The sequence below is a fragment of the Azovibrio restrictus DSM 23866 genome (genome assembly GCF_000429665.1).
Taxonomy (GTDB): Bacteria; Pseudomonadota; Gammaproteobacteria; order Burkholderiales; family Rhodocyclaceae; genus Azovibrio; species Azovibrio restrictus.
The window spans coordinates 256404-278224 of the sequence record NZ_AUCH01000002.1; the positions used below are offsets into that span (position 1 = coordinate 256404).

Sequence of the window (21821 nt, forward strand, 5' to 3'; positions counted from 1 at the left end):
CCTTGATCAGGTCATGCACCAGCTTGGCCTGGGAGGTGAGCTGCACGGCGGTGGTGGCGCAATGCTCGGCGGGGCTTCTGTTTATCAAAGTAGAATGCAACTTATGCTTACATCACAGCCTACTCTTGCTACCAGCCGTTTGTTCCTTCGTCCGTTTTGTATGGCCGATGCCGTAGATGTGCGTCGCTTGGCAGGCGATGAGAGAGTTGCAAGAACGACGCTGGCTCTACCTTTTCCTTATCCAGAAGGTGCTGCGGAAGAGTGGATCGCCAAGCATCCAGGTCAATACGAGGCTCGGAGCGAAATAACCTTTGCTATTACTTTGCTAGAAAATGAAGTTCTTGTCGGTGCGATAACACTGATGGCTGTGTCCAAGAAACATAGTCGGGCAGAACTTGGGTATTGGATTGGAACGGAGTATTGGTCTAAAGGCTACTGCACGGAGGCTGTTGTTCAGATTGTACGTTTTGCACAAGAGCAAATGGAGCTTTCCAGAATAACGGGGCAATGCCTTGCCGGGAATCCAGCCTCAGCCCGCGTGATGACCAAGGCTGGTATGTTACCCGAAGGTAGATTGCGTATGCATGTAAGGAAGGGGAGCATCTTCGATGATGTTCTATTGTTTGGCATTAACTTGCCCGCTCGAAGTATTCACTATCCATAGAAATGTAACCCCCCGGAAAACCCATGTTGATTTTTCACTCAGCCGGCAGATTCGAGTTGCCAGCAATGTGGGAGCAACTCTGCCATCAACCGGAACACACCTTCATGCCCGACGACACCGCCGCCGAGTTCCAACTTCTTGCCAGAGAAAGCGATATCCCCTTGCCGGACTCGCTGCAGAGACTGCTTGCCAGCGGCAAAACCCGCTATTCGGCGGACTGGCCATTAAGCTGGCGGGAACGTTGCCTGCACGAGCCGCCTGCCTTGATCAGCCTGTACGATTTCGAATGGATCACGGCCAGCGGCAGTCGGCAGCACATCGAGCAATGGCTCAATCCCGAAGATCAGCAAGGACGGCGCTTCCTGCCTTTCGCCGAGTCCGGTGCGGGCGACGTCTATTGTCTGACGCCCATAGACGACGGTGCACCGGGCGTCGCGCTCATTCTTCACGACGCTGAATACAGCCGGATCGCCTACCGCAGTTTCGACGATTTCATCTGCGCGAGCTTTCTTGAAACCTTTGCCGACATGAGCCATCTGGTCGACGATTTTTCCGAACAGGAAGCCCTGCTGATACTACGCAGGGATGTCAGCCAGCTTGCCGGCGTACTCGGCGAAACAGCGGTGAAGTATCTGCAAGCCTTTGTCGGTTTGCCTGCCGGCCTCCACGAATCATCCCGTCCCGGAGATCCGGCCCGGGTATTTGCGCTGATCTCCCGGGCGCAACTCGAAGCCGAACGCGGGCATTTCCCCTCACCGGAAATTGCCCCCTTCAAGATAACGGCCCGCTGGGAACTGCGCCCGGCAGTGGCATCGACGACCGGCCTCCCCAGCGAAAAAAAGCCTGCGGACTGGCGCGACCTGGCGCTCGATCCGCGACAGAAACTGGCAGCCATCCAGTTCTACCGCCAGCAACATGGCGGCAGCCTGGGCGAAGCCAAGGCTGCCATCGAGCGTTATCTTGCTGATACCCGATAAACTGGCCTGACCCGCAAAGGAAAGCCCGTGAGCATCACCGATTCGCCCACCTGGGCCCGACTGGAGAAGAATTCTCACTTGGGGGCTTGGAATTTCCTATCCTTTATCCTTTCACAAGACAGAGACTGCTAGCGACGATGACGAAACACTCCCTCCAAACAGGTATCGCCTTCGCTCTGTCCATATTTGCGGCAGCTTCCGTACAAGCGGCGAAGCCTGACGATGCCACCATGGAACTGCAATACCTGTTCCCCATCTGCAGTGAGGTACTCAAGGCCGAGCAAGACACAGGCGAACAAACTGACGCTGAAGAGGAGCTGCTCGAAGGCCCAGAGCTCTTGCCCTTGCTCAATCGGTATAAGCTCCAGCGCGCTGACCTCAATGCCTACTTTCGCGAGGGAACACCCTTGCACCATGCGGCGTGCGCAGGTTGGAATACCGAGGTGCTTTGGCTGCTGCGCAATGGTGCTGATCCTTTTCTTGATGCCAGTGGGTACGATGTGCTCGGTGTTGCGGTACACACCGAAAACTGGGAGGTGGCAAACACCATGCTGAAGCACTATCAGCGGCTACTCGGCACGGTGAGCGTTTCTGAAAAGCAACAAGCACAGATTCACGCGTCGGTGGAAAGAGCGACATCTCAAGCAACAGATGCCGGCGACAAGGCTGCACAGTTCCAAGGTTTGCTGAAAAAGGTGGGATGGAGACCTTCGCCCAAGGCATGGGGTACGAAGTATGCTGAACTGCTATGCAGCGGGAAAGCCAAGGCGGCACTGGACATCGTCAAAGCCATGCCGTGGGGGAGGGCAGCGCCGGTCGAAATCGCCGATGCCAATTGGACCTGCCCAATTTATTCCAATGGCCGTCGCTCGGCGGAGGTATTGCCCGGGGCGGCGGACATGTCGCATTGGCGCGCACTCGATGCCTTGCTGCCCAACCCGGTGTTGTTGCCCCTCGTTCCGGTGTTGCCCAGCGGCAAGGGCGAAACCGTCTTGCGCACAGGCATCGGCCATGGTCTGCGCGCGCCGTGGTCGAGCCAGAAGCTCGCCATAATTTACTTCCAAGCTGTCTTGTCGCGCCGCGATACTCCGGCGGGTGAGGAGCCGGCCCTGTTGCGCCTGATTCCGCAAAACGATCTGCCGAAGGTACTTGAGGCGCCCCAAACCCGACCAAGGTTTCACTTTACCCCCTACAGCCATCCCTTGGGGAGCGTTGCTCTGCTGCGTGCAGGCGCCTGGCCTTTGGCGGACCTGGAATGGCTGATCACTCAGCTAACCCCTTCCCTCATCAAACAGGTGCAGGAGCAACTACACCAATGGCCTGATCGTGCAAGCGCCGCGCACTGGGAAAAACTGACGCCCCACCTGGTCGCACCGCTCTCCATCCCCTATGGGTACCCCAAGTCCCTACCCTATGCTCTGTGGCCCAAATGGATGGCTCTAGGCGCACTACCAGCGCGCGAACGGAGCACTGAACCGGGGCAATTCACATATACATGGAGCCGCCTGTTGGCGTCCATTCCCATCCCGGAATTGGCGCAGGGCCTTGCGGCGGCGCGCCAACTCAAAGGGGTTGCACCAGAAGACTGGCCCACAGAGGCGGACTGGGCCGGCTTGTTGTTGCGGGCCACGCCGCAAGAGTTGCCTGGATTTCTGGCGCTGGCTAAGGCGCAGCGCCCAGACTTGTTGCCGCGTTTCATGGATTGGGCACTGGCGCCTTTGTCGTATGGCCCAACCCCAGACGCCGTGGCCTCGGCTTTGACGCCGCCATCCCTCAATCGTTACGGTGCGGATTCCAGAGGATGGGATCGAGTGCGCAATTTGGCAGCACTAGGATTCAAAGCTCGGCATCCACGTTACCCCATCCAGAATTTGTCTGAAGCGGACAGGCCAGCTCCGTCGCTACAGGAAGCGATCCAGAATGCCTGGCTGATCGCCCCGCCCAATACAACCGCAGAAGCGGATACCGCCAACCCGAGCTCTGTCCAATGGATCAAGCCGCTACTGACGTGTCACAAACAAGTAGATAGTGGATTGCGCCGCGCACTTGCAACAAATGGGCAGGGGGCCGATCCAGATGGAGTCGATTCTGCTTATCTGGTCCCCATTCAGGTGAACGGGTTGGGTGATTGTCAGTGGTTGAAAGTCGGAGGACGCTTTCCGGGTAGATATTCGTGGATCGAACACGATTTTTTTGAGGGCGTAACTGAGCGACGGGCAAACGCCGCAGACGGAAACCGATCTGCCATGTTTTGGCACCGTGCTCAGCAGACATTCTTGGATTCTGGTGTTGAGCCCAACTCCGGCGAAGCCATGCTCATGCACCAGTCGGGGCAACCAGCCCCTTGGGTCGCCATTTCGGGGAGCGTAGATTGGGGGCAGTTCTCCAACGACGTTTTTCGAGCGCGCCTGCAGCGCAACAATACCGTCGTGCTCGAACCCTTGCCAAACGACCATCCAGGACGCATCAGTCTGATAGAGCGCTGTGGCAGCGAACTACTACTGGACGGGTGCGAAGCATTGAAGGAGGCTCTACAGAATGACGAGTCGCTCGGTATTGCGCAGTTTGCCGACACCTATTGGCCGCAAGCCCGACAGGACTTTCTGGCCGCACTCTTGCGCAATGACCGTGCAAGCCTGCTCCGCATGCGTGAGGAAGGCTTGTTCTCGCATTGGCTTTCGGCCGGATTGCGCGCCCTGGGTGAGGCGAGTGCGTTGAGCTTGATGGAAAAGCGTCGGCGCGCGGCGTGGGTGTTGGCCTCGGACAGTCCCCGCGCGGCCTACGATGCAGCCACGCTCGACTCCCTGCTAACCTGGCTCCCTCCAGAGGATTGGCGCCCCATTGTCAAGCAGTTGCGGTGCTATCAACGCGAGCAACTCCTGGAGAAAGTGAAGCAGACAAAAGACCACGCACTTTCGTCGCGACTGCAACATGAGATGAACCGATTCGCTTGCGAAGGGTAGTAAGCCGCTCTGCAGCGACGTGCCTTGATGCCTCCGTCCGGTTAAGTGCCTGCACAATAGAACACCGGCACACCCAGTCGCGGGGCTGCTGGCGGCTCATGCTGAGGCGTTTGGCGGGGCGGATTGCGTTGGCGCAGCGGGGGTAACACCGACCGCCGTGGCCGGCTTCACCCTCGCTTCATGCTCTCCTCACCCGGCCGGCAGAGAGTGGCGGCGTGTTCTTCAGGAGACCGCCATGACCCGCAAAGCCAAGATCCTTCTGCTCAATCCGCCGCATACCGCCATCGGCAGCCGCGTTCCCGACGACCATCTGCCGCCGCTCGGCCTGCTCGCCATCGGCGGGCCGCTGCTCGACGCCGGTTTTGCCGTCGAACTGCTCGACGCCGACTACGACCCGCTAGCGCCGGAAGCAATCGTCCGCCGCGTGCAGGCAGCGGCGCCGCGCATCGTCATGGTCGGTCACGCCGGCTCGTCGACGGCGCACGCCACCATCCTTGAACTGGCTACCCGCATCAAGGCGGCGCTGCCCGAGGTCTGCATCGTCTATGGCGGTGTCCATCCGACCTATCACTGGCGCGAGACGCTGACCCAGTGCCCGGCCATCGACGTGGTCGTGCGCGGCGAGGGCGAGCGCACGGCGCTGCTGCTGGCACGCGCCATCGTCAGCCACGGCCTGGTCGCCACCGTGCCCGGCATCGCTTACCGGCAGGACGGGCGGGTGTGGGCGACGCGGCAGGCGAAACCGATAGCGAATCTGGACGATTACCGCGTCGGCTGGGAGCTGATCGACTTCGCCCGTTATTCCTACTGGGGCGGCCGGCGCGCGGTGGTCGTGCAGTTCTCGCGCGGTTGTCCCTACCTGTGCAGCTACTGCGGCCAGCGCGGCTTCTGGCGCAGCTGGCGGCATCGCGATCCGGTTCGTTTTGCCCGCGAACTGGCCTGGCTGCACAGGGAACACGGCGTCGAGGTGATCAACTTTGCCGACGAACTGCCGACCGCCTCGCGTGCCGCCTGGCAGGCCTTCCTCGAAGCGCTGATCGCGGAAAACGTCAATCTCACCCTGGTCGGCTCGACGCGCGCCGGCGACATCGTGCGCGACGCCGACATCCTGCATCTCTATCGCCGCGCCGGTGTCATCCGCTTCCTGCTCGGCATCGAGAGTTACGACGCGGCGACGCTGCAGGCCATCCGCAAGGACGCGAGCCCGCGCGAGGACGCCGAGGCGATCTGTCTGCTACGCCGGCACGGCATCGTCTCGATGGCGACCTACGTGGTCGGCTTCGGCGCCGAGACGGACCGTGATTACTGGCAGTCGTTGAAACACCTGCTGCGCTACGACCCCGACCAGATCCAGTTGCTCTACGCGACGCCGCACCGCTGGACGGCGTATTTCGCCAGCGTCGCCCAGCGCGAGGTGGTGCAGCCGGATACCCGCCTGTGGGACTACAAGCACCAAGTACTGGCGACGCCGGGCATGCCGCCCTGGCGCCTGCTGCTCTGGGTCAAGGGTATCGAGGTGGCGCTGCAGTTGCGGCCGCGCGCGCTGATGCGCACCTTTTTCAGCCGCGACCCGGAATTCCGCCACGCGATGCGCTGGTACGTGCAGATGGGGCGCCGCGTCTGGTTGCGCGAAGTCGGCGAGTTCCTGTTCGGCAAGCGGCCACGTTCGGGCGGACCGAGTCTGGCCGAATTCGAGCGGCGCCAGCGCGAACTGCCGCAAGACCCGGTGCCGACTGAACGGACAAGGTCGGCGCCCAGGCAAGCGCGCTGGCCGTTTTTTACGCCTCGATGGGCCTGTAATCAAGCCAGCGCCACCACCGAGCCGATGACCAAGCCTTGTCGTTCGGCGTAGTCGCGCACCTGCTGGCTGCGTAACATCGTTCATCAATTACACCTTGATCATGCGCACGCAGCGGGAAGATGTGGCCGCGCCGGTTCAGCGCGGTTGACGGCGAAAAACGTGTTCCGGTCGACCGTCCGGCGCGCGTTTTTTCCGGTAGCCCTTGCAACTGGAAGGCTGACGCAACATGCCGGGAAAACCCGGACTTCTTACCGGTCGACCGCAAAAATTGCCACATTCCCCGCCTCCGCCCCCGGCACGTCCCGGAAATCCTGCGTTTTGCGGCATGGCACCGATATTGCGTATGCCATCCGCCAGGAACAGGACATTTCGGGAGGACAACAATGAGTATCTCCGCCATCGCATCTTTTTACGCTGCCAGCACGATCAGCGCCGTGCGCAGCGTGGCAGCCAGCCAGGGCAAGGCAAGTACGACCGACGCGAGCGGCACGAGTGGCACAGACAGCACGACAGTGAGCATCTCGGACGCAGCCCGCCGGGCAGCCGCCAGCGCTGGCGGCATCGCCATCCCGGAGTCCATCCGCCAGGACGCCCTGGCCGAACTGAACCGGGTTTTCCCGCAGGACATCCTCGACGAAGCGCAGGCCCGGCTCGACGCCAACCAGGGCATCAGCGGCAGCAGCAGCGCCACGCCCGGTCTCGGCAACCTGCCCCTGTTACCGGAAAACGAGGCGCTGATCGCCCAGATCAAGAGCGAAATGCACGCCACGCACGCCGCCAACAAGGACGGCATGACCAACCTGACGCCCTACGTCCGCCTCATCAACGCGGTCCAGCAAGAAGGCTGGAAAGCGCCGATGAGCATGGAAGACGCGCAGCGCGAAGTGGACATCTCGCTGGCCATGGCCAGGCTGACGCCGGCCGCGAGCGCTGCCGAACCGCAGCAAAAGGACAAGGCGACGATGGCGCGATTGGAGCAGGAGCTGGCCGGAAAAGTCCCGGATACCTTGAGCAGCGCTGGCAAGAAGCCGGCCTGAGCATGCCGGAAACCGCCACCACGACCTTCCCGCAATCGATCTGGCTCGGCCTCGCCAAGGCCGCCGGGATAAGCGAGGACGAGTTCCTCGGCAAGGCGCGCGCGCTGGCCGCCAACTACACGGGCAACAGCTTCCTGCAGGAAATCGAGAAATTTGTCAGCGAGCGCTACATCGCCAGTTCGGGCACAACCCAGACCAGTTGAGTTGGCGCCTGTTGCAGTTTGCCGGCGCCGACACCTACGGGGCGCTGCAAACCGTGTGGGGCGAAGCCGCAAAATTCCAGGCATCTGCCGCAGTTCTTTCCGCGAGCAGTCCGCCGTTGATCGGATGAGAGAGCCGTAGCGATCAAAACTCCGAACGCTCCTGCAGCATCTCGACAAAAGCCTTCAGCCCGGCCGGCATCAGCTTGCGGCTCGGGTAGTACAGGTAAAAGCCGGGAATTTCCGGGCACCAGTCGTCCAGCACCGTTTGCAAGCGCCCTGCCGCGATTGGCGCCGCCGCGTACTGGGCATAGACGTAGGCCAGCCCGAGACCTTGTTCCGCCGCCGCGATCATCAGCGGCATCTGGCCGACGCTGACCGGTCCGTCGACTTCGATTTCGAACTGCTCGCTGCCGCGGGCGAATTCCCAGCGATAGAAACTGCCGTTGGGGAAACGGATGCGGATGCAGCGGTGCTGCTGCAATTCGCGCGGGCATCCGGGTACGCCGTGCGCCGCCAGATAGTCGGGCGAGGCGACCACGACAAAGCGCTGGGGCGGGCCGAGCGGTACGGCGACCATATCCTGCTGCAGGCTTTCGCCGAAGCGGACGCCGGCATCGAAGCCGGTGGCGACGATATCGACGAAGGCGTCGTCGGCCACCAGTTCGATGCGCATGCCCGGGTTGGCCCGCAGAAAGCGCCCGAGCAGCGGCGCCAGTACCAGTTCGCACGCCGCTCGCGGCGCGTTGATGCGCAGCGTGCCGAGCGGTGAGTCGCGAAAGGCATTGACTTCGTCCAGCGCGCCGTGGATGTCCTGCAGGGCGGGCGAAAGCCGTTCGAGCAAGCGCTCGCCGGCCTCGGTCGGCGCCACGCTGCGTGTCGTCCGGTTGAGCAGGCGGACGCCGAGCCGGGCCTCCAGGCCGCGCAAGGCATGGCTCAGGGCCGACGGTGAAACGCCAAGTTCGGCGGCCGCCTTGCGAAAGCTGCGCAGGCGGGCAACGGCGGCAAACGACTGGAGATCGGCCAGGCTGGCGAGATTCATAATTGATGAAAATTGCTCAATAGCTCATTAAATAATATGCGGATTGTTGCACAGTTGGCCGGGGAGTAGCCTGCTTTCCGTCATATCCCCAACCCCGCAATGGAGAACAACATGCAAAATATTCTGGCTGACCTGTCCGGCAAAACCATCCTCGTCACTGGCGCCTCGTCCGGCATCGGCGCTGCCACCGCCTTGGCGCTTGGCCGGGCCGGGGCCAGGGTGGCGCTGGCCGCCCGCCGTCTGGAGGCCCTGGAAAAGCTGGTCGCACAGATTCGCGCCGACGGCGGCGACGCCATCGCGATCAAGACCGACGTGGCCGTCGAAGCCGATGTCGCGAACGCCGTGGCGCAGACCGTCGCCCACTTCGGCCGCCTCGACGGCGCCTTCAACAACGCTGGCGTGCTGGGCAAGGTGGCGCCGATTCATGAACTGAGCAGCGCCGAATTCGCCGAGGTCATGCAGGCCAACGTCTATGGCGTGTTCTGGTCGCTCAAGTACGAAATGGCGGCGATGCTGAAGACGGGCGGCGGCGCCATCGTCAATACGGCTTCCGTCGTCGCCCAGATCGGCTTCGCCAACTTTGCGGCCTATACGGCCAGCAAGCACGCCGTGCTCGGCCTGACCCGCAGCGCCGCGCTCGAAGGTTTCCAGCAGGGCATCCGCGTCAATGCGGTGAATCCCGGCCCGATCGTTACGCCGATGGCCGAGATCGGTTTTGGCGGCCTGGAGAATCTCGAAGCCTCGCTCAAGGGCAGCCCGGCCGGCCGTCCCGGGCAGCCGGAGGAAATCGCCGGGCCGGTGCTCTTCCTGCTTTCCTCGGCGGCCAGCTACATCAACGGCCAGGGCTTCGCCATCGACGGCGGCTACACCGTTCAGTAAAGGGCCATCAACATGCAAACCCGCTTTCTCGGTCAGCAACAGCAGCCGGTCTCCGCCATCGGTCTCGGCTGCATGGGGATGAGCGAATTCTATGGTGCCAGCGACGATGCCGAATCCCTGCGCACGCTGGCCCGGGCGCTCGAGCTCGGGATCAATTTCTTCGACAGTGCCGACACCTACGGTCATGGCCACAATGAAAGCCTGCTCGGCCGTTTTCTCAAGGAAGGCGGCCCGGCGCGCCGGCGTCAGGTGGTAATCGCCAGCAAGTTCGGCATTGTCCGCGAGCCCGGCAAGTACGAGCGGCGCATCGACAACAGCCCGGCCTACATCCGCCAGGCCTGCGAGGCCTCGCTGCGCCGTCTTGGCGTCGAGCAGATCGACCTCTATTACTGTCATCGCCGCAACCCGGAAGTGCCCATCGAGGAGATGATGGGGGCGCTGGCGCAACTGGTCGCTGCCGGCAAGGTCCGCCAGATCGGTCTTTCCGAAGTGTCGGCCGCTACCTTGCGGCAAGCCGGTGCGGTGCATCCGGTGGCTGCCGTGCAAAGCGAATATTCGCTCTGGACACGCGAAGCCGAGCGCGAAATGCTCGCCACCTGCGCCGAGCTGGGCACGACCTTTGTTGCCTACAGTCCGCTCGGTCGCGCCTTCCTGACCGGCGCCGTGCACTCCGGGCAACTGGCCGAGGGCGATTTCCGCAAGCACAACCCGCGCTTCGTCGGCGCGGCGGAAAAGATCAACGCCCAGCTGGTTGCTGAACTCGGCCGCTTCGCCGCTGCCCGCGGCCTCAGCAATGCCCAGGTGGCGCTCGCCTGGCTGCTCGGCAAGCAGCCGCATGTCGTGCCGATTCCCGGCACCCGGCGGATTGCCTATCTCGAACAGAATGCCGGCGCCGTCGATGTGGCGCTGAATGCGGCGGAAATCGCCGAACTCGACCGGATGTTCGCCCCCGAACGGGTCGCCGGGGCGCGTTATCCCGAGGCCGGCATGGCGGGCATTGAGTAAGGCGTCTGGGGGTGGGGCGCAAGGCGGGACGGCAGCATTCCCTTGCAGCCTGCACGGATGGCGATACCTACTGGTTGTAGACGAACCTCGCCAGTTCGATCAGGTATTCCCGCTGCTTCCCGGTGGGTTCCCCGTTCGTGCTCAGGGACAGGCTGAAGTGGCTGTCATCCTTGTGAAAAACCACATCCGCCCGAAGATTGCCCGAGCTGCAGTGATGGCTGATGCCGCCGTATTCGCCCAGGCTGGGCTGGCGCTCGAAGGTGCAGCTGGTGGCGGCGGAGCGGAGCAGGTTTTCGGCGACCCTGGCGTTGATGTTGGCGGAGCGGGACAGCAGCACGACCGCGTTCTTTTCGTTTTTGGCCATGCAGCTGTTTTCACCAAAGCGCTCGATGCTGACGTTCTTGCCGGGAATCAGCTTGCGGATCAAGGCCTCATCGAAATAGGGGCATTGGGCGGCCTGCTGGGCGGTGACAGGATTCCGGGTATCGGCAACCGCGCGCTTCAGCAAGTCCATCAGGGCGGCTTCTTCGCTCAGGGCGGGAGGCGCGCCGACGGGAGGGGTGAAGCTGCCGAGGATGATGGCGCGGCCGACCTGGACGTACCACACCATGGAATTGCGGGGTTCGCCGTTTTCCTCATGGGCGGCAAAAAAACTGCCCGGGTCGGCGCCGGGGATGGTGACGGGCTGCAGCTTGAAGCTCTTGGCGCTTTCCTTGCGGATGGAATCCAGGATGCTCGTGGCGGCTTGCCTGGAAGGATGGAATTGCTGGGTGAACGAGAGGGCGGCATAGTTGAGTCGGGTGCCTTCGTATTCCCCCTCGAAGCGGCAGCCTCCCGGGCCGCCGGAATACAGGGTCCAGGGGGCGTAGTGGGGCAATGCGGCATTGAGCTGCTCCAGGGAAATCATCCGGCACTCTTCTGCAAAGGCAGGGGTGCCCGCCAGCAGCAGGAGCGCGGCGGCGAGGAAGGGGCGGCAGAGGCGGCGCGTCAGGGAGGAGAGTCGTAGGGTCATGGGGTTCGGCAGCCAACAGGGGACATTTGAAGGGGAGCGGGCCCTCATGCCAGGGCCCGGGGGCAGGTCGTGAATCCGCCAGCATGATGCCATCGGCGTCGCCAGCCCAGCAAGCAGGGGGTGGGATTTCCATTTGACATGATTTCTGAGGCTCGGCAACATTCCGCCCGCCTTCTGAGGGGCTTCACCATTCCCGGCCCTTCCTTCCCTATCTCCCTATTCTGGAAATGATCGCCATGACCATCCACCCAAGTCTGAAACTCCTGGCGGGGGCTGCCGTACTGCTCCTGACCCTGGCGGGTTTGCCCGCCCAGGCGGATACCCGTCCTGCGCCTGCCACCGAAGCCAGTCTGAAGCAGCTGTTCCAGGTGCAGGGGGCGTCCAAACTGGTCAAGGAAACCCTGTCCCTGTTCGAAGCCCAGCACGCGGCGCAGGTCGAGCGGGATACCGAGCCCGGCAAGCTGGAAGCCGCCCGGCGCAGCCACGAGCGCTTCGCCGCCGTGCTGCGGCAGCGCATGACCTGGGACGCGGTGGAACCCTATGTGGTGAAAGCCTACCAGGAGCACTACAGCGAGGCGGAAGTCCAGGGGCTGCTGGCCTACTACGCTACCGAGGCCGGCCGCTTGAGCGCGGAAAAGCTGCCCTCGGCGGAGCTGCGCGCCACAATGGCCCTCTCCGATGTACTGGAACAAAGGCTGACGCCGGTGCTGGAAGATGTCATGGCGGACCGTCCGGTCAAACGCCTGCCGGCAACGAAATGGAAGCCGGCCAACCGGCAGGAGCAGCTGGCGGCAGACCTGTCTGTGGTCCTGATGAAGGAGCGCTTTACCGCCAAACTGAAAACCATGGAGCAGCAAATGACTGAGAGTCTGGCTACGGTGCTTTGGGGCGGCAAGCCCGAATCCAAGACTTTGGAATCTAAGGAAAAGCGGATGGCGAAAGCCATCCGGGACAACCTGGGTTTTGGCGATGTGCAGCCGGTGATCGTCAAGGAATTGAGCGCCAGCCTCTCGGAAGCCGAGCTGGGCGTGCTGCTGGCCGATGCCCGTCTGCCGGAGCGCCTAGCGCAGCGGAAAAAGCAGGGGCTGGTGCAGGAAGCCGCCAATAACGCGCTCGGCGACTGGATGATGAAGCACCTGATGAAGGACCTGATGCAGGCGCTGGAAGCAGAAAAACCCGCCGCTCCGGCAGCGGAATAATCTGCTGCTGGAACAGGGCTGGGGCTTACTGCAGGGTTCCGGCCGCCCGGGCGGCGGCTTCATAGACGGGCGGCAGTTGGTAGCCCAGGCGCTGCAGCCGGGCCTGATGCACCGAGACCACGAAGGCCTTGCCGGTCTCGGCCGGCAGTGATCCGGGCGCCTCGCCCTTGAGCAGGCGGCCCACCAGGAGGGCGGCCGCCTGGCCGTGCTCCTGGGGCGAGGGGGTGATGGCGATGGCGCCCCCGTCGGGGACGAAGGTGATCTTGGAGGCCAGGGTCAGGGCCTTGCTGTGGGCTTCGGTCCAGCTGCCCACCTCGGCAGGGGGAACCACCTCGGCACTGCCGGGCTGCCGGTGCAGGCCCCGGTAGCCGGCCACGAACAGGATGTCGGCCTGCTGGCCCAGGCGGCCGACTGCCTCCTGCCAGGCGGGGAAATTGTCCACCTGCTCACAGGGCAGCAGCTTGTGGGGGCGCCAGTCGAAAGCGGACACCTGGGCCGCTTCCGCCTCGGCCACGGGGCGGGCATCGCCAATGCAGGCGACGCGCAGGGGGCGTCCCTGGCCCAGGTGGCTCACCGCATCGCGCAGGGCAGCCACAGGAATCCGTTCGAGCATGCCGGTGGCGTTGCTGGCCCGGTTGAAACCATGGTGGGCCAGGTCCTCGTCGATGCCGGCATAGACGATCTGGATGTCCGGCCGGTTCAGCAGTTCCGGCGTCACCAGTTCGGCGGCGATGTCGTCGAACACCACGAGGATCTTGGGCTCGAAGCTGGCTACGGCCCGCTTGGCCGAGGCGGCGGCGGTTTCCTGGAACTGGGTGCCGGGGGCGCCGCGCAGGCCCATGTAGTGCCAGCGGGTCAGCAGCGGCCGCTGCAGGCCCTTGAGGGATTTGCGCAACGAGGCGTCCAGGCCCTTGACCCAGCTGAATTCCGGGTCATAGCTGTGCAGGATCAGCACCCGGGGCCGGGTGATGTTGTAGTAGCCCACCAGGACGAGGGCGAGCAGCAGGAAGGCGCTGACCAGGAGGGTGGCGGTGCTTTTCTTCATACGAGTCCCAGGTAATCCCAGTAGGGAATGGAGGCGAAGACGGCGACGATGCGCAGGGCGCAGGTGGCCAGGTTGTAGCGCAGGAACAGGGGCTCATCGAACATCTGCCCCTTGCCGTGGGCGCCCCGGAGCTGGGTGTACTGGCTGCTCTGGTAGGGGAAGAACCACATGTCCGAGAACATGGCGGCGAGGAAGCCGATCACCCAGGGGTTGATGCCGGTGGCCAGCGCCAGGGGCATCAGCAGGATGGCCGAGACCACCATGCCGGCGGTGATCGGGAAGGCCAGGCGCACGATCAGCACCACGGCCAGTTCGAGCAGCACCAGGCGGGTCACGTCTTCCTGGAGCAGGGCGGCGGCGCTGTCCATCCAGGGCTTGATCTGGCCCACCAGGTCCAGGTACTCCATGGTGCTGGTCAGCCCCTGCAGGGAGAGCAGGAAGAACACCATGGGCCAGTCCACGTACTGCTGGAAGTTCTTCTTGCTCACCAGGCCGTAGAGCAGCAGGGCCACCAGGATGAAGCCGGCGATCCAGGGCAGGGAAATGTGGTGCCAGGAGATGCTGATGGCGCCGCCCAGGAACAGCACCAGGGCCAGCAGGGTGAATTTCTCCTCGGCGCAGAGGGGGCCGAGCAGGGCCAGCTGGCGGCGCACCTGCTCCTTGGGCATGGGGGGCAGGGCCTCGCCCTTGAAGAGCAGCCGTTCCAGGATGAAATGGCCGCCGGTCATGATGGCGGCGCAGACCAGGGCGGCCACGAACCAGAACAGGCCCTGGAATTCATCCTGGAGCTGGGCCGGCAGCATGGCGAAGACGATCAGGTTGGAGCTCTTGCTGGTGAGGAACATGGGTGACATGTTCAAGGCGCCGCAGAAGGTGGCCGCTGCCAGCCGGGTCTGGGCCCGGCTGCCGGGGGCGACACCGCCGGCACTGCAGAAATCCCGGTAGAGGGGCAGGATCAGGGTCATGCGGGCGTTGGCTGAGGACATGATGGGCGACAGGGCGTAGCCCGAGAGCACCAGGGCGAAACCGTGCCAGAAAGGGGTGTCGGGCAGCAGGGTGCGCAGCCAGATGATGAAGCGGTAGGAGAGCCCGGAGGCCACCATCACGCCGCCCAGTACGTATACGCCGACGAACAGGATCAGGCCGCTGGAGGCGAACCCGGACAGCACCACCTCGGTGGGGGCCAGGTCCACCAGCAGCATGGCGGCGGTGGCGAACAGGGGCGGCACGAATTCGTCCACCAGGGAGAAGGACCACATGCAGACCGTGGCGGCCAGGATGGCCAGGAACAGGGTGTTGCTCTGGCTCCAGCCGCTGGAGAGGCCCAGGGCCAGCACCGCCAGGGGCGAAAACAGGGTGCAGCTCCAGCCCCAGGTTTCCCGGGCCGAGCCCCTGGCGCCCTTGCCGGCGGCGGCCTTGGCCGGGCTCGGCAGCTCGGCGCCCCCGAGGCAGACCAGCAGGGCATCCTGGGCGGCCCGGGCCAGCCCGGGGGCTTCGCCGAGCACATCGCTCAGGGTCTGGCGCGGCAGGCGTACCGCCAGGGTATCGCCCCGGGCGATGGCACTGCGCAGGTAGCAGGGCTGTCCAGCCAGCACTTCTTCCCCCACCACCCGGGCCTGGCCCTGGGGGGCGCCGCTCAGGCTGCTCAGTTCCAGGCCCCCGTCGATGACCAGGTACAGGGCCTCCGCATTGGCAGCGGCCTGGACCAGGGGCTCGCCGTCGCCAAAGCGGCGCACCTGGGCTCCCCCCAGAAGGCGGGCCAGGGCCTGGCCCGAGAGGCGGGAAAACATCGGCTCGGCGCGGATCCGGTCAGCGAGGGTGGCCGCAGAGGGCAGGGGGGATACGGGAGGCAAGGCCGTCTGATTCATCCTTAAAACCTCAGTTAAACCACAGAGGCACAGAGACGCCGAGGAAAAACAAAGACTTGTCCTGGAAGGCCAGGTCACTTTCTAGGTGAGCGCAGAAGATGATGCAAGTCATTGTTTTTTTGAACTTCTCTGTGTCTTTGTGTCTCTGTGGTGAGGTTTTTAGGTTCATGGGGAGCTCGGCAGGTTGAGAGGGCGTGCCGCCTGGATCGTCAGCCCGGCTGACAACTCGGCGAACTGGCGTGGCGCCAGTCAGCAGGGCAGGAGCGGGTAGGGAGAGGGGCCTCCAGCGAGCGGCACCCCATGGGTAACCGATGCCGAAAAAAAGTTCCCGGATCGGCACCTCGTGACGGGATCGCCCTGGACCAGGCGTGGAGGTTCTGGCCGGCGGCTTCGCCATCGACAGTTCGTGCAAATACCAATAGCATTGCCGTCCCCCGTTCGTGATGACCTGCCATGGCCGCCTTGTCCCGCCTGTTTGCCTTCCTGCGCCGCCTGCTGCGCTGGGTCATGTATGGAGTGTTGCTGCTGCTGGGGCTGCTGGGAGTGGCCTACGCCGGGCTGGTCTATGTGAATCTGGAGGATGAAGCCCTGCTGCCCGGCATCACGGCCCTGATGCAGGAGAGGCCGCCCCAGCTGGCGCCCGAGCAGAATGGCTATTTTGCCTGGATCGGCGTCATGGGGCCGGAATCGGTGCCGCCCCATGCATGGGGCCGGCAGTGGTGGGCCGAGGCCCTGGCCATCGACGCCAAGCCCCGGCTGGGGGATGAACCGGTCAAACCGGCCATCCAGGCCGGTCTACGCGCCGGGAGCTGGCCGAAAGACGGGCCCTGCTGGCAGGTGGAGCGTTGTTTTGACCAGGTGGCGGCGGATCGGGCCCGGGTCCGGGCGCTGCTGGCCCAGGCCCGGCCTACCCTGGAGCGGGCCGAGGTGGCCATGGCCTTCTCGCAGGTGCAAGAACCCTGGCGTCCGGAGTACGGCCTGGCGTCGCCGATTGCCCCCTATCCCCGAAGCTTGGGGGCCATGGCGAGGGCAAGTTTCGTCCTGGACGTGTTCGAGGGGCGTCACCAGGAAGCCCTGGAGCGGCTGGCACGGCAACAGCGTTTCCACGTGGCCCAGGCAGTCGGGGCGGTATCCATGATCGACAAGATGGTCGCCCTGGCCTATCTGCGCGACCTTTACCTGATGCTGGGCCAGTACCTGCACCACCATCCCCGGGAAGCACTGGCCCATGGGGCCTTGATCGAGGCCATGCTCGCGCCGCTGCCCGATCCGGCCCTGGACCTGCGGGCGGCCATCCGCTCCGAGACCCGGGCCCTGCTGCAGTTGCTGCTCTCCATGCGCGAGCAAGGCCTGGACTGGCAGTCAGCGGTATTGAGGGGGCTGCCGGAGCAGTGGCGTGGCTGGTTGAGTGATCTCTTCTGGCTGCCTTTCTACCAATCCCAGACCACCGCCAATACCGCGTATTCCCTGTACGCCGGCTACCTGGAGGCTGAAGCGCTCTCTGGAGAGGCCTATCGGAGGACCTTGGCTGCGGCAGAGCGGCGGCGAAAGGACTACCGCACTTCCGTGCTGGAAAGTCTGCAGGCCCGTAACCCTGTGGGGCGGGTCCTGGCAAGTCTGGCGGATCCTGGTTTCAATTCCTTCATGTTCCGCCGCGATGACTTACGGATGATCCACGCCGCCCTGACCCTCCGCTTCCGCTTGCTGCAGGAGGGAACGGAACAGCATCAGGAACAGGACCTGAGCCTCCTGCAGGAGCAGCCGGGCCTGGTGCACCCCAGCACCGGGCAGGGTCCCCGCTGGGTCGAGGCAGAGCAAGCCCTGGTCTATCCCGCCCATGAACTGCGGCGGGACAAGGCCGCCCTGGTGATCCGGATGTAAGGGGACACCGTCTTTCTGGCGGGGCCCCCGATGGCTTACTTCCCCGGCAGGGGCGTGAACTCGGCGGGCACCCAGGCGTAGCCGCCCTTGCCTTCCTTGCGCACGTGGCCGATGCCCGGGAAGGGCAGGTGCATGCCGGCCACCATCAGGCGCTCCCGGGCGACCCGGGCGAACACCCGCTTGCGGGTGGCGATGGCCTGCTTCGGGTCCGTGTCGAACTCGATGGCGACCTCGGGTTTGGCGAACTGCACGGCGTGGTTATGGACGATGTCGCCCAGCACCAGGAGGCGTTGTCCGCCGCTCTGGAACAGGTAGCTGGCGTGGCCCGGGGTATGGCCGTGGGTATCGACGCTGGAGACGCCGGGCAGCAGTTCCTGATCCTGGGTGAAGGTCTTCCAGCGGCCGGCCGCCAGATAGGGGGCGGCTGCGTCCCGGGCCATCTTGAAGAAGCCCTGGCTTTCCTGGGGAGCCTGGGCGGCGATGGCTTCGCTCAGCCAGAAATCGTTGTCGGCCTGGGAGGACCACACCTCCGCATGGGCAAACACCCGCTCGCCGCTGGCGTTCACCAGGCCATTCACATGGTCCCCGTGCAGATGGGTGAGCAGTACCGCGTCCACCTGTTCCGGCTGGTAGCCGGCGGCCTTCAGGTTGTCCACCACGTGGCCGAGGCCGGGGCCGAACAGCTGGGCGGCGCCGGCGTCGATCAGGATCAGCTTGCTGCCGGTGTTCACCAGGTAGGCATTGACGGCGGTCTGGATCACCGGGCCTTCCAGGAACTGGCGGGCCAGCAGCCGTTGCAGGTCCCGCTTGGCCACGCCCTTGAGCTTTTTTTCGTCCAGTTCGAACACCCCGTCGTACAGGGCGGTGACCTGGAACTGGCCCAGGTTCAGATGGTAGTAACCGGGCAGTTGCCGGGTCTGCAGGGGGCCGGCGGCCGGGGCCAGGAGAGGCACGGCCAGCAGGGCGGCGAACAGGATGGGGCGCAGGGTCTTCAACATCGGGTGTGCTCCTGGGTGGGGGGACGACAGTATCGCATGGCATGGCCGCCAGCCCACTTCCTGGCCGGGGCCGTCCTTGACCCCGGCCGCCGGGCCCCGCCATACTCCGCTTCCTTGTTGAATCCCACCTGCTGACCACCATGGCTGCTTCCAAGAACCGCATCGACTGGGCCTTGCTGTGCCTGCGCCTCGCCGTGGGCGGCATGGCCTTTCTGTCTGGCCTGCAGCCCCTGCTGCACTCGGCCTTGCCGGCCTCCCTGCCCCAGGCGGGCTACTGGTTGCTGCACCTGGCGGAGATGCTGTGCGGGGTATTCATGATCCTGGGCCTGTGGATGGCCGTGGCCAGCGCTGGGCTGACCCTGATCATCGGCTGGCCCCTGGTCACGGGCTGGCTGCATGGGGCTCCGCTGCTGGGCAACCTGCACGGCCTGTTCCTGCTCCTGGTGGCCGGGGCCTCCGCCCTGGGCGGGGCCGGCAAGTGGGCCCTGGGGCGGGGCTGAAGGTTCTCAGGGCTGGGGATGGGCGGCGGTGTCCGAAGGCCGCTCGCCAAACAGCTTGCGGTAGTCCTGGGCGAACTGGCTCAGGTGGCTGAAACCCCAGGCATAGGCCGCTGCTCCGACGCTACTCGCCTGGCTACGCAACTGACGGCGGACCCCGTTGAGCCGCAGGGTGCGCATGTAGGCGAGAGGGGAGAGGCCGGTGATGTCCTCGAAGCAGTTTTGCAGGGCCCGCCGGCTCAGATGCAGACGCTGGCAGAGTTCGGGGATGGAGATGGGGGTGTCCGGATGGGCCAGCACGTACTCCCTCACCTGTTCCACGGTGCGCTGCCGTTGCAGCTGAGTCGCCACTCCCCGCAGCGTTTGGGCTGAGGCGGCGTTGAGCAGCCGCCCCAGGGTGGCAAAAATGCGTTCCTGTAGATGCTCCGGGGTGTCGCGGCTGCCCGCATCGGCCAGGATGTGACCCAGGTCCTGGCAAAGCCGGGCTTTCAGTTCCAGGGGCAGGTGCAGCACATCCTGCCCTGCCAGCAGGGTATCCAGGTCCTGGTGCGCCTCCCGGTCCAGGTAATCGCCAAAACTATCCCTATCCACCACGACGCCATACAGGTTGAAGTCGGGGGCTGTGTGCAGCTCGAAGTCCGACCCGTGTTGGCGCACACAGACGGCCTCGGCGGCCAGGGGTTTGCCGCCCAGGCGCATCACCCCCGAGCGGGGGGCGGGAATGCCGAACCAGATGGAATCAGGCCAGGCGGCACAGGACTGGCGCAGGCTCTGGTTGGCGGTTTCCACAAAGACCTGGGTTTTCGGCAGCCAGAGTTCGGTGACGGCGCCCATGAAGGCGCCGGGAGAAAGCTGGTCGTAGGTCTGGTTCCAGCGGCTCAGGTTGTGGGCATGTTCGTCCGCGTCCCTGGCGCGAGTCTTGCGAAGCAGGGGGGCAGGGCGGGATGCGTTGGGGGCCGTGGGCATGGCAGCTCCTGGTCTTGCAATTGCTGATGTTGCTCTGCAGCAATAGTCGTACCAGTGGGAGGGGATGGAACAACTCCCCGGTTGGTGCCGGGAAGGCTGCTCCGGCGGGGGCTGCCCCTGCTTGCGGCTCCGGCCGTAAGGGAACCGAAACAGTGCATCGGGGTCCGCGCGATCCCCCTTCTGGTGCGGCAAAAAGGACGGAAGCCATTGATTCTGAAGGTGTGCCGAATCTTGATAGCGGCGTGCCGAAACTTGATAACGGGTCCATGCCGGCCTTGCTCATCATGGCCCCATCGTCCTTGCGCTCCGGCTTCGGTTGGCCGCTGCGGTCAGGACGGGCCACTTTTTCAGGAGATCGACATGAGCGTAAACACACAAGGTCAGCCGGGAGGAGGCGCCCAGCTTTCTGCCAGCCTGGGTACCTGGCAACTCTGGGGCATCGCCGTGGGGCTGGTGATTTCCGGTGAGTACTTCGGCTGGAGCTATGGCTGGGCCTCCGCCGGTACCCTGGGCTTCCTGGTCACGGCAATTGCCGTGGCCATCATGTATGGGGCTTTCATCTTCAGCTTCACCGAACTGACCACCAGCATTCCCCACGCGGGGGGGCCCTTCGCCTACAGCTACCAGGCCTTCGGTCCTACCGGGGGCTACCTGGCGGGCATGGCCACCCTGGTGGAATTCGTTTTCGCCCCCCCGGCCATCGCCCTGGCCATCGGGGCTTATCTGAATGTCCAGTTTCCCTCTCTGGATCCGAAGATGGCCGCCGTGGGGGCCTATGTGGTGTTCATGGGGCTGAATATCGTCGGGGTGCAGATCGCCGCCACTTTCGAGCTCTTCGTCACCTTGCTGGCCATCTTCGAACTGCTGGTGTTCATGGGTGTGGTGGCGCCGGGCTTCTCCTTGGCCAATTTCGTCCAGGGGGGCTGGGGTGGGGCCGACAGTTTCTCCCTGGCCTCCATTCCCGGCATCTTCGCCGCCATTCCTTTTGCCATCTGGTTCTTCCTCGCCATCGAGGGGGTGGCCATGGCGGCCGAGGAGGCCAGGAATCCCCGGCGTTCCATTCCCATTGCCTACACGGCCGGCATCCTTACCCTGGTGATCCTGGCCATGGGGGTGATGGTGATGGCGGGCGGCGCCGGTGACTGGACCCAGCTGGCCAACATCAACGATCCCCTGCCCCAGGCCATGAAGATGATCGTGGGCGAATCCAGCGGCTGGCTGCACATGCTGGTCTGGCTGGGGCTGTTCGGGCTGGTGGCCTCCTTCCACGGCATCATCCTGGGCTATTCCCGGCAGATCTTTGCCCAGGCCCGGGCCGGCTACCTGCCCACCTGGTTCGCCCAGGTCCATCCCCGCTTCAAGACGCCCCACCGGGCCATCATTGCCGGCGGGGTGGTGGGGATAGCTGCCATCTTCAGCGATGACCTGATCCAGTTCGGTGGACAGAGCCTGACGGCCAACATCGTCACCATGGCGGTGTTCGGCGCCCTGCTCATGTACATCCTGAGTATGGCGGCCCTGTTCAAGCTGCGCCGTAGTGCCCCGGCCATGGAGCGACCCTACAAGGCGCCCTTTTATCCGCTCTTTCCGGCCATTGCCCTGGTGGGCGCCGTGATCTCCCTGATCACCGTGGTCTGGTTCAACCTGGCCCTGGCTGGCGTGTTCGTCCTGCTGATGGGGCTTGGCTATGGCTACTTCCAGCTCACCCGTCATCGCCGGGAAGTCCTGGCCCTGGGGGAGAGCCTGCTGGAGCCGGACGAAGTCTCCGAGGCCGCTTGAGGAAAGGT

Annotated in this window: 18 protein-coding genes; 12 read left to right on the forward strand and 6 right to left on the reverse strand. The window is 64.3% G+C overall.

What is annotated here, in order from left to right:
• Positions 1 to 13 precede the first annotated feature (13 nt).
• From G474_RS22385 to G474_RS0103225, 6 genes are all read left to right on the forward strand, one after another.
• On the forward strand, positions 14 to 664 hold the full coding sequence (locus tag G474_RS22385; RefSeq protein ID WP_211228048.1) for a GNAT family N-acetyltransferase: 651 nt from the start codon (positions 14 to 16) through the stop codon (positions 662 to 664).
• A 23-nt stretch (positions 665 to 687) separates the two neighbouring features.
• Positions 688 to 1641, forward strand: a complete 954-nt coding sequence (locus tag G474_RS0103205) for an SMI1/KNR4 family protein (RefSeq protein WP_051281768.1) — start codon at positions 688 to 690, stop codon at positions 1639 to 1641.
• A gap of 230 nt (positions 1642 to 1871) precedes the next feature.
• The gene (locus G474_RS0103210) at positions 1872 to 4604 is read left to right on the forward strand and encodes an ankyrin repeat domain-containing protein (protein ID WP_156919133.1); all 2733 of its coding nucleotides are present in this window, start codon (positions 1872 to 1874) and stop codon (positions 4602 to 4604) included.
• A gap of 235 nt (positions 4605 to 4839) precedes the next feature.
• The gene (bchE, locus tag G474_RS19345) at positions 4840 to 6456 is read left to right on the forward strand and encodes a magnesium-protoporphyrin IX monomethyl ester anaerobic oxidative cyclase (protein WP_084513541.1); all 1617 of its coding nucleotides are present in this window, start codon (positions 4840 to 4842) and stop codon (positions 6454 to 6456) included.
• 332 nt (positions 6457 to 6788) lie between these two features.
• A complete protein-coding gene (locus tag G474_RS0103220; protein ID WP_026685717.1) occupies positions 6789 to 7442 on the forward strand; it encodes a hypothetical protein in 654 nt (217 codons plus the stop codon).
• Positions 7443 to 7444: 2 nt separating this feature from the next.
• Positions 7445 to 7645 (forward strand): hypothetical protein, encoded by a 201-nt coding sequence (locus tag G474_RS0103225; RefSeq protein ID WP_026685718.1) that lies wholly within the window; start codon positions 7445 to 7447, stop codon positions 7643 to 7645.
• 142 nt (positions 7646 to 7787) lie between these two features.
• Here the strand turns inward: G474_RS0103225 and G474_RS0103230 are convergent, their stop codons facing one another.
• Positions 7788 to 8684: a LysR family transcriptional regulator gene (locus tag G474_RS0103230; RefSeq protein ID WP_026685719.1), complete on the reverse strand. Its 897-nt coding sequence runs from the start codon at positions 8682 to 8684 to the stop codon at positions 7788 to 7790.
• A gap of 111 nt (positions 8685 to 8795) precedes the next feature.
• On the opposite strand from G474_RS0103230, the gene G474_RS0103235 reads away from it, so the two are divergent.
• Together G474_RS0103235 and G474_RS0103240 are read left to right on the forward strand one after the other, a co-directional pair.
• A complete protein-coding gene (locus tag G474_RS0103235) occupies positions 8796 to 9563 on the forward strand; it encodes an SDR family NAD(P)-dependent oxidoreductase (RefSeq protein WP_043463125.1) in 768 nt (255 codons plus the stop codon).
• A 12-nt stretch (positions 9564 to 9575) separates the two neighbouring features.
• Positions 9576 to 10568, forward strand: a complete 993-nt coding sequence (locus G474_RS0103240; protein ID WP_026685721.1) for an aldo/keto reductase — start codon at positions 9576 to 9578, stop codon at positions 10566 to 10568.
• A 67-nt stretch (positions 10569 to 10635) separates the two neighbouring features.
• On the opposite strand, the gene G474_RS0103245 is transcribed toward G474_RS0103240, so the two are convergent.
• Positions 10636 to 11580, reverse strand: coding sequence for a hypothetical protein (locus G474_RS0103245; RefSeq protein WP_156919134.1), 945 nt, complete (start codon positions 11578 to 11580; stop codon positions 10636 to 10638).
• A 236-nt stretch (positions 11581 to 11816) separates the two neighbouring features.
• Here G474_RS0103245 and G474_RS0103250 point away from each other — a divergent pair, with 236 nt between their 5' ends.
• Complete coding sequence (locus G474_RS0103250; protein ID WP_026685723.1) at positions 11817 to 12779, forward strand: DUF2059 domain-containing protein; 963 nt, start codon at positions 11817 to 11819, stop codon at positions 12777 to 12779.
• Positions 12780 to 12804: 25 nt separating this feature from the next.
• Here G474_RS0103250 and G474_RS0103255 read toward each other — a convergent pair whose 3' ends face one another.
• Together G474_RS0103255 and G474_RS0103260 are read right to left on the reverse strand one after the other, a co-directional pair.
• Complete coding sequence (locus G474_RS0103255) at positions 12805 to 13824, reverse strand: ABC transporter substrate-binding protein (protein WP_026685724.1); 1020 nt, start codon at positions 13822 to 13824, stop codon at positions 12805 to 12807.
• Positions 13821 to 15692, reverse strand: coding sequence for an SLC13 family permease (locus G474_RS0103260; protein ID WP_026685725.1), 1872 nt, complete (start codon positions 15690 to 15692; stop codon positions 13821 to 13823). Before G474_RS0103260 ends, G474_RS0103255 begins: the two co-directional genes overlap by 4 nt.
• 453 nt (positions 15693 to 16145) lie before the next feature.
• On the opposite strand from G474_RS0103260, the gene G474_RS0103265 reads away from it, so the two are divergent.
• Complete coding sequence (locus tag G474_RS0103265) at positions 16146 to 17573, forward strand: hypothetical protein (RefSeq protein ID WP_026685726.1); 1428 nt, start codon at positions 16146 to 16148, stop codon at positions 17571 to 17573.
• A gap of 35 nt (positions 17574 to 17608) precedes the next feature.
• Here the strand turns inward: G474_RS0103265 and G474_RS0103270 are convergent, their stop codons facing one another.
• Entirely contained in the window at positions 17609 to 18571 is a 963-nt protein-coding gene (locus tag G474_RS0103270; RefSeq protein ID WP_026685727.1) for an MBL fold metallo-hydrolase, read from the reverse strand.
• A 140-nt stretch (positions 18572 to 18711) separates the two neighbouring features.
• Here G474_RS0103270 and G474_RS0103275 point away from each other — a divergent pair, with 140 nt between their 5' ends.
• Complete coding sequence (locus tag G474_RS0103275) at positions 18712 to 19071, forward strand: hypothetical protein (protein ID WP_026685728.1); 360 nt, start codon at positions 18712 to 18714, stop codon at positions 19069 to 19071.
• 6 nt (positions 19072 to 19077) lie between these two features.
• Here G474_RS0103275 and G474_RS19350 read toward each other — a convergent pair whose 3' ends face one another.
• Complete coding sequence (locus tag G474_RS19350; RefSeq protein WP_051281770.1) at positions 19078 to 20034, reverse strand: helix-turn-helix domain-containing protein; 957 nt, start codon at positions 20032 to 20034, stop codon at positions 19078 to 19080.
• A 360-nt stretch (positions 20035 to 20394) separates the two neighbouring features.
• Between G474_RS19350 and eat the strand changes: the two genes are divergently transcribed.
• On the forward strand, positions 20395 to 21813 hold the full coding sequence (gene eat / locus G474_RS0103285) for an ethanolamine permease (protein WP_026685729.1): 1419 nt from the start codon (positions 20395 to 20397) through the stop codon (positions 21811 to 21813).
• Positions 21814 to 21821 lie beyond the last annotated feature (8 nt).

Coding starts and splice junctions, on each gene's coding strand:
- G474_RS0103250 (WP_026685723.1), top strand. CDS start 11,817: ATGACCATCCACCCAAGTCTGAAACTCCTGGCGGGGGCTGCCGTACTG.
- G474_RS0103245 (WP_156919134.1), bottom strand. CDS start 11,580: ATGACCCTACGACTCTCCTCCCTGACGCGCCGCCTCTGCCGCCCCTTC.
- eat (WP_026685729.1), top strand. CDS start 20,395: ATGAGCGTAAACACACAAGGTCAGCCGGGAGGAGGCGCCCAGCTTTCT.
- G474_RS0103220 (WP_026685717.1), top strand. CDS start 6,789: ATGAGTATCTCCGCCATCGCATCTTTTTACGCTGCCAGCACGATCAGC.
- G474_RS0103260 (WP_026685725.1), bottom strand. CDS start 15,692: ATGAATCAGACGGCCTTGCCTCCCGTATCCCCCCTGCCCTCTGCGGCC.
- G474_RS0103205 (WP_051281768.1), top strand. CDS start 688: ATGTTGATTTTTCACTCAGCCGGCAGATTCGAGTTGCCAGCAATGTGG.
- G474_RS0103235 (WP_043463125.1), top strand. CDS start 8,796: ATGCAAAATATTCTGGCTGACCTGTCCGGCAAAACCATCCTCGTCACT.
- G474_RS0103255 (WP_026685724.1), bottom strand. CDS start 13,824: ATGAAGAAAAGCACCGCCACCCTCCTGGTCAGCGCCTTCCTGCTGCTC.
- G474_RS0103265 (WP_026685726.1), top strand. CDS start 16,146: ATGGCCGCCTTGTCCCGCCTGTTTGCCTTCCTGCGCCGCCTGCTGCGC.
- G474_RS22385 (WP_211228048.1), top strand. CDS start 14: ATGCACCAGCTTGGCCTGGGAGGTGAGCTGCACGGCGGTGGTGGCGCA.
- G474_RS0103210 (WP_156919133.1), top strand. CDS start 1,872: ATGGAACTGCAATACCTGTTCCCCATCTGCAGTGAGGTACTCAAGGCC.
- G474_RS0103270 (WP_026685727.1), bottom strand. CDS start 18,571: ATGTTGAAGACCCTGCGCCCCATCCTGTTCGCCGCCCTGCTGGCCGTG.
- G474_RS0103225 (WP_026685718.1), top strand. CDS start 7,445: ATGCCGGAAACCGCCACCACGACCTTCCCGCAATCGATCTGGCTCGGC.
- bchE (WP_084513541.1), top strand. CDS start 4,840: ATGACCCGCAAAGCCAAGATCCTTCTGCTCAATCCGCCGCATACCGCC.
- G474_RS0103240 (WP_026685721.1), top strand. CDS start 9,576: ATGCAAACCCGCTTTCTCGGTCAGCAACAGCAGCCGGTCTCCGCCATC.
- G474_RS19350 (WP_051281770.1), bottom strand. CDS start 20,034: ATGCCCACGGCCCCCAACGCATCCCGCCCTGCCCCCCTGCTTCGCAAG.
- G474_RS0103230 (WP_026685719.1), bottom strand. CDS start 8,684: ATGAATCTCGCCAGCCTGGCCGATCTCCAGTCGTTTGCCGCCGTTGCC.
- G474_RS0103275 (WP_026685728.1), top strand. CDS start 18,712: ATGGCTGCTTCCAAGAACCGCATCGACTGGGCCTTGCTGTGCCTGCGC.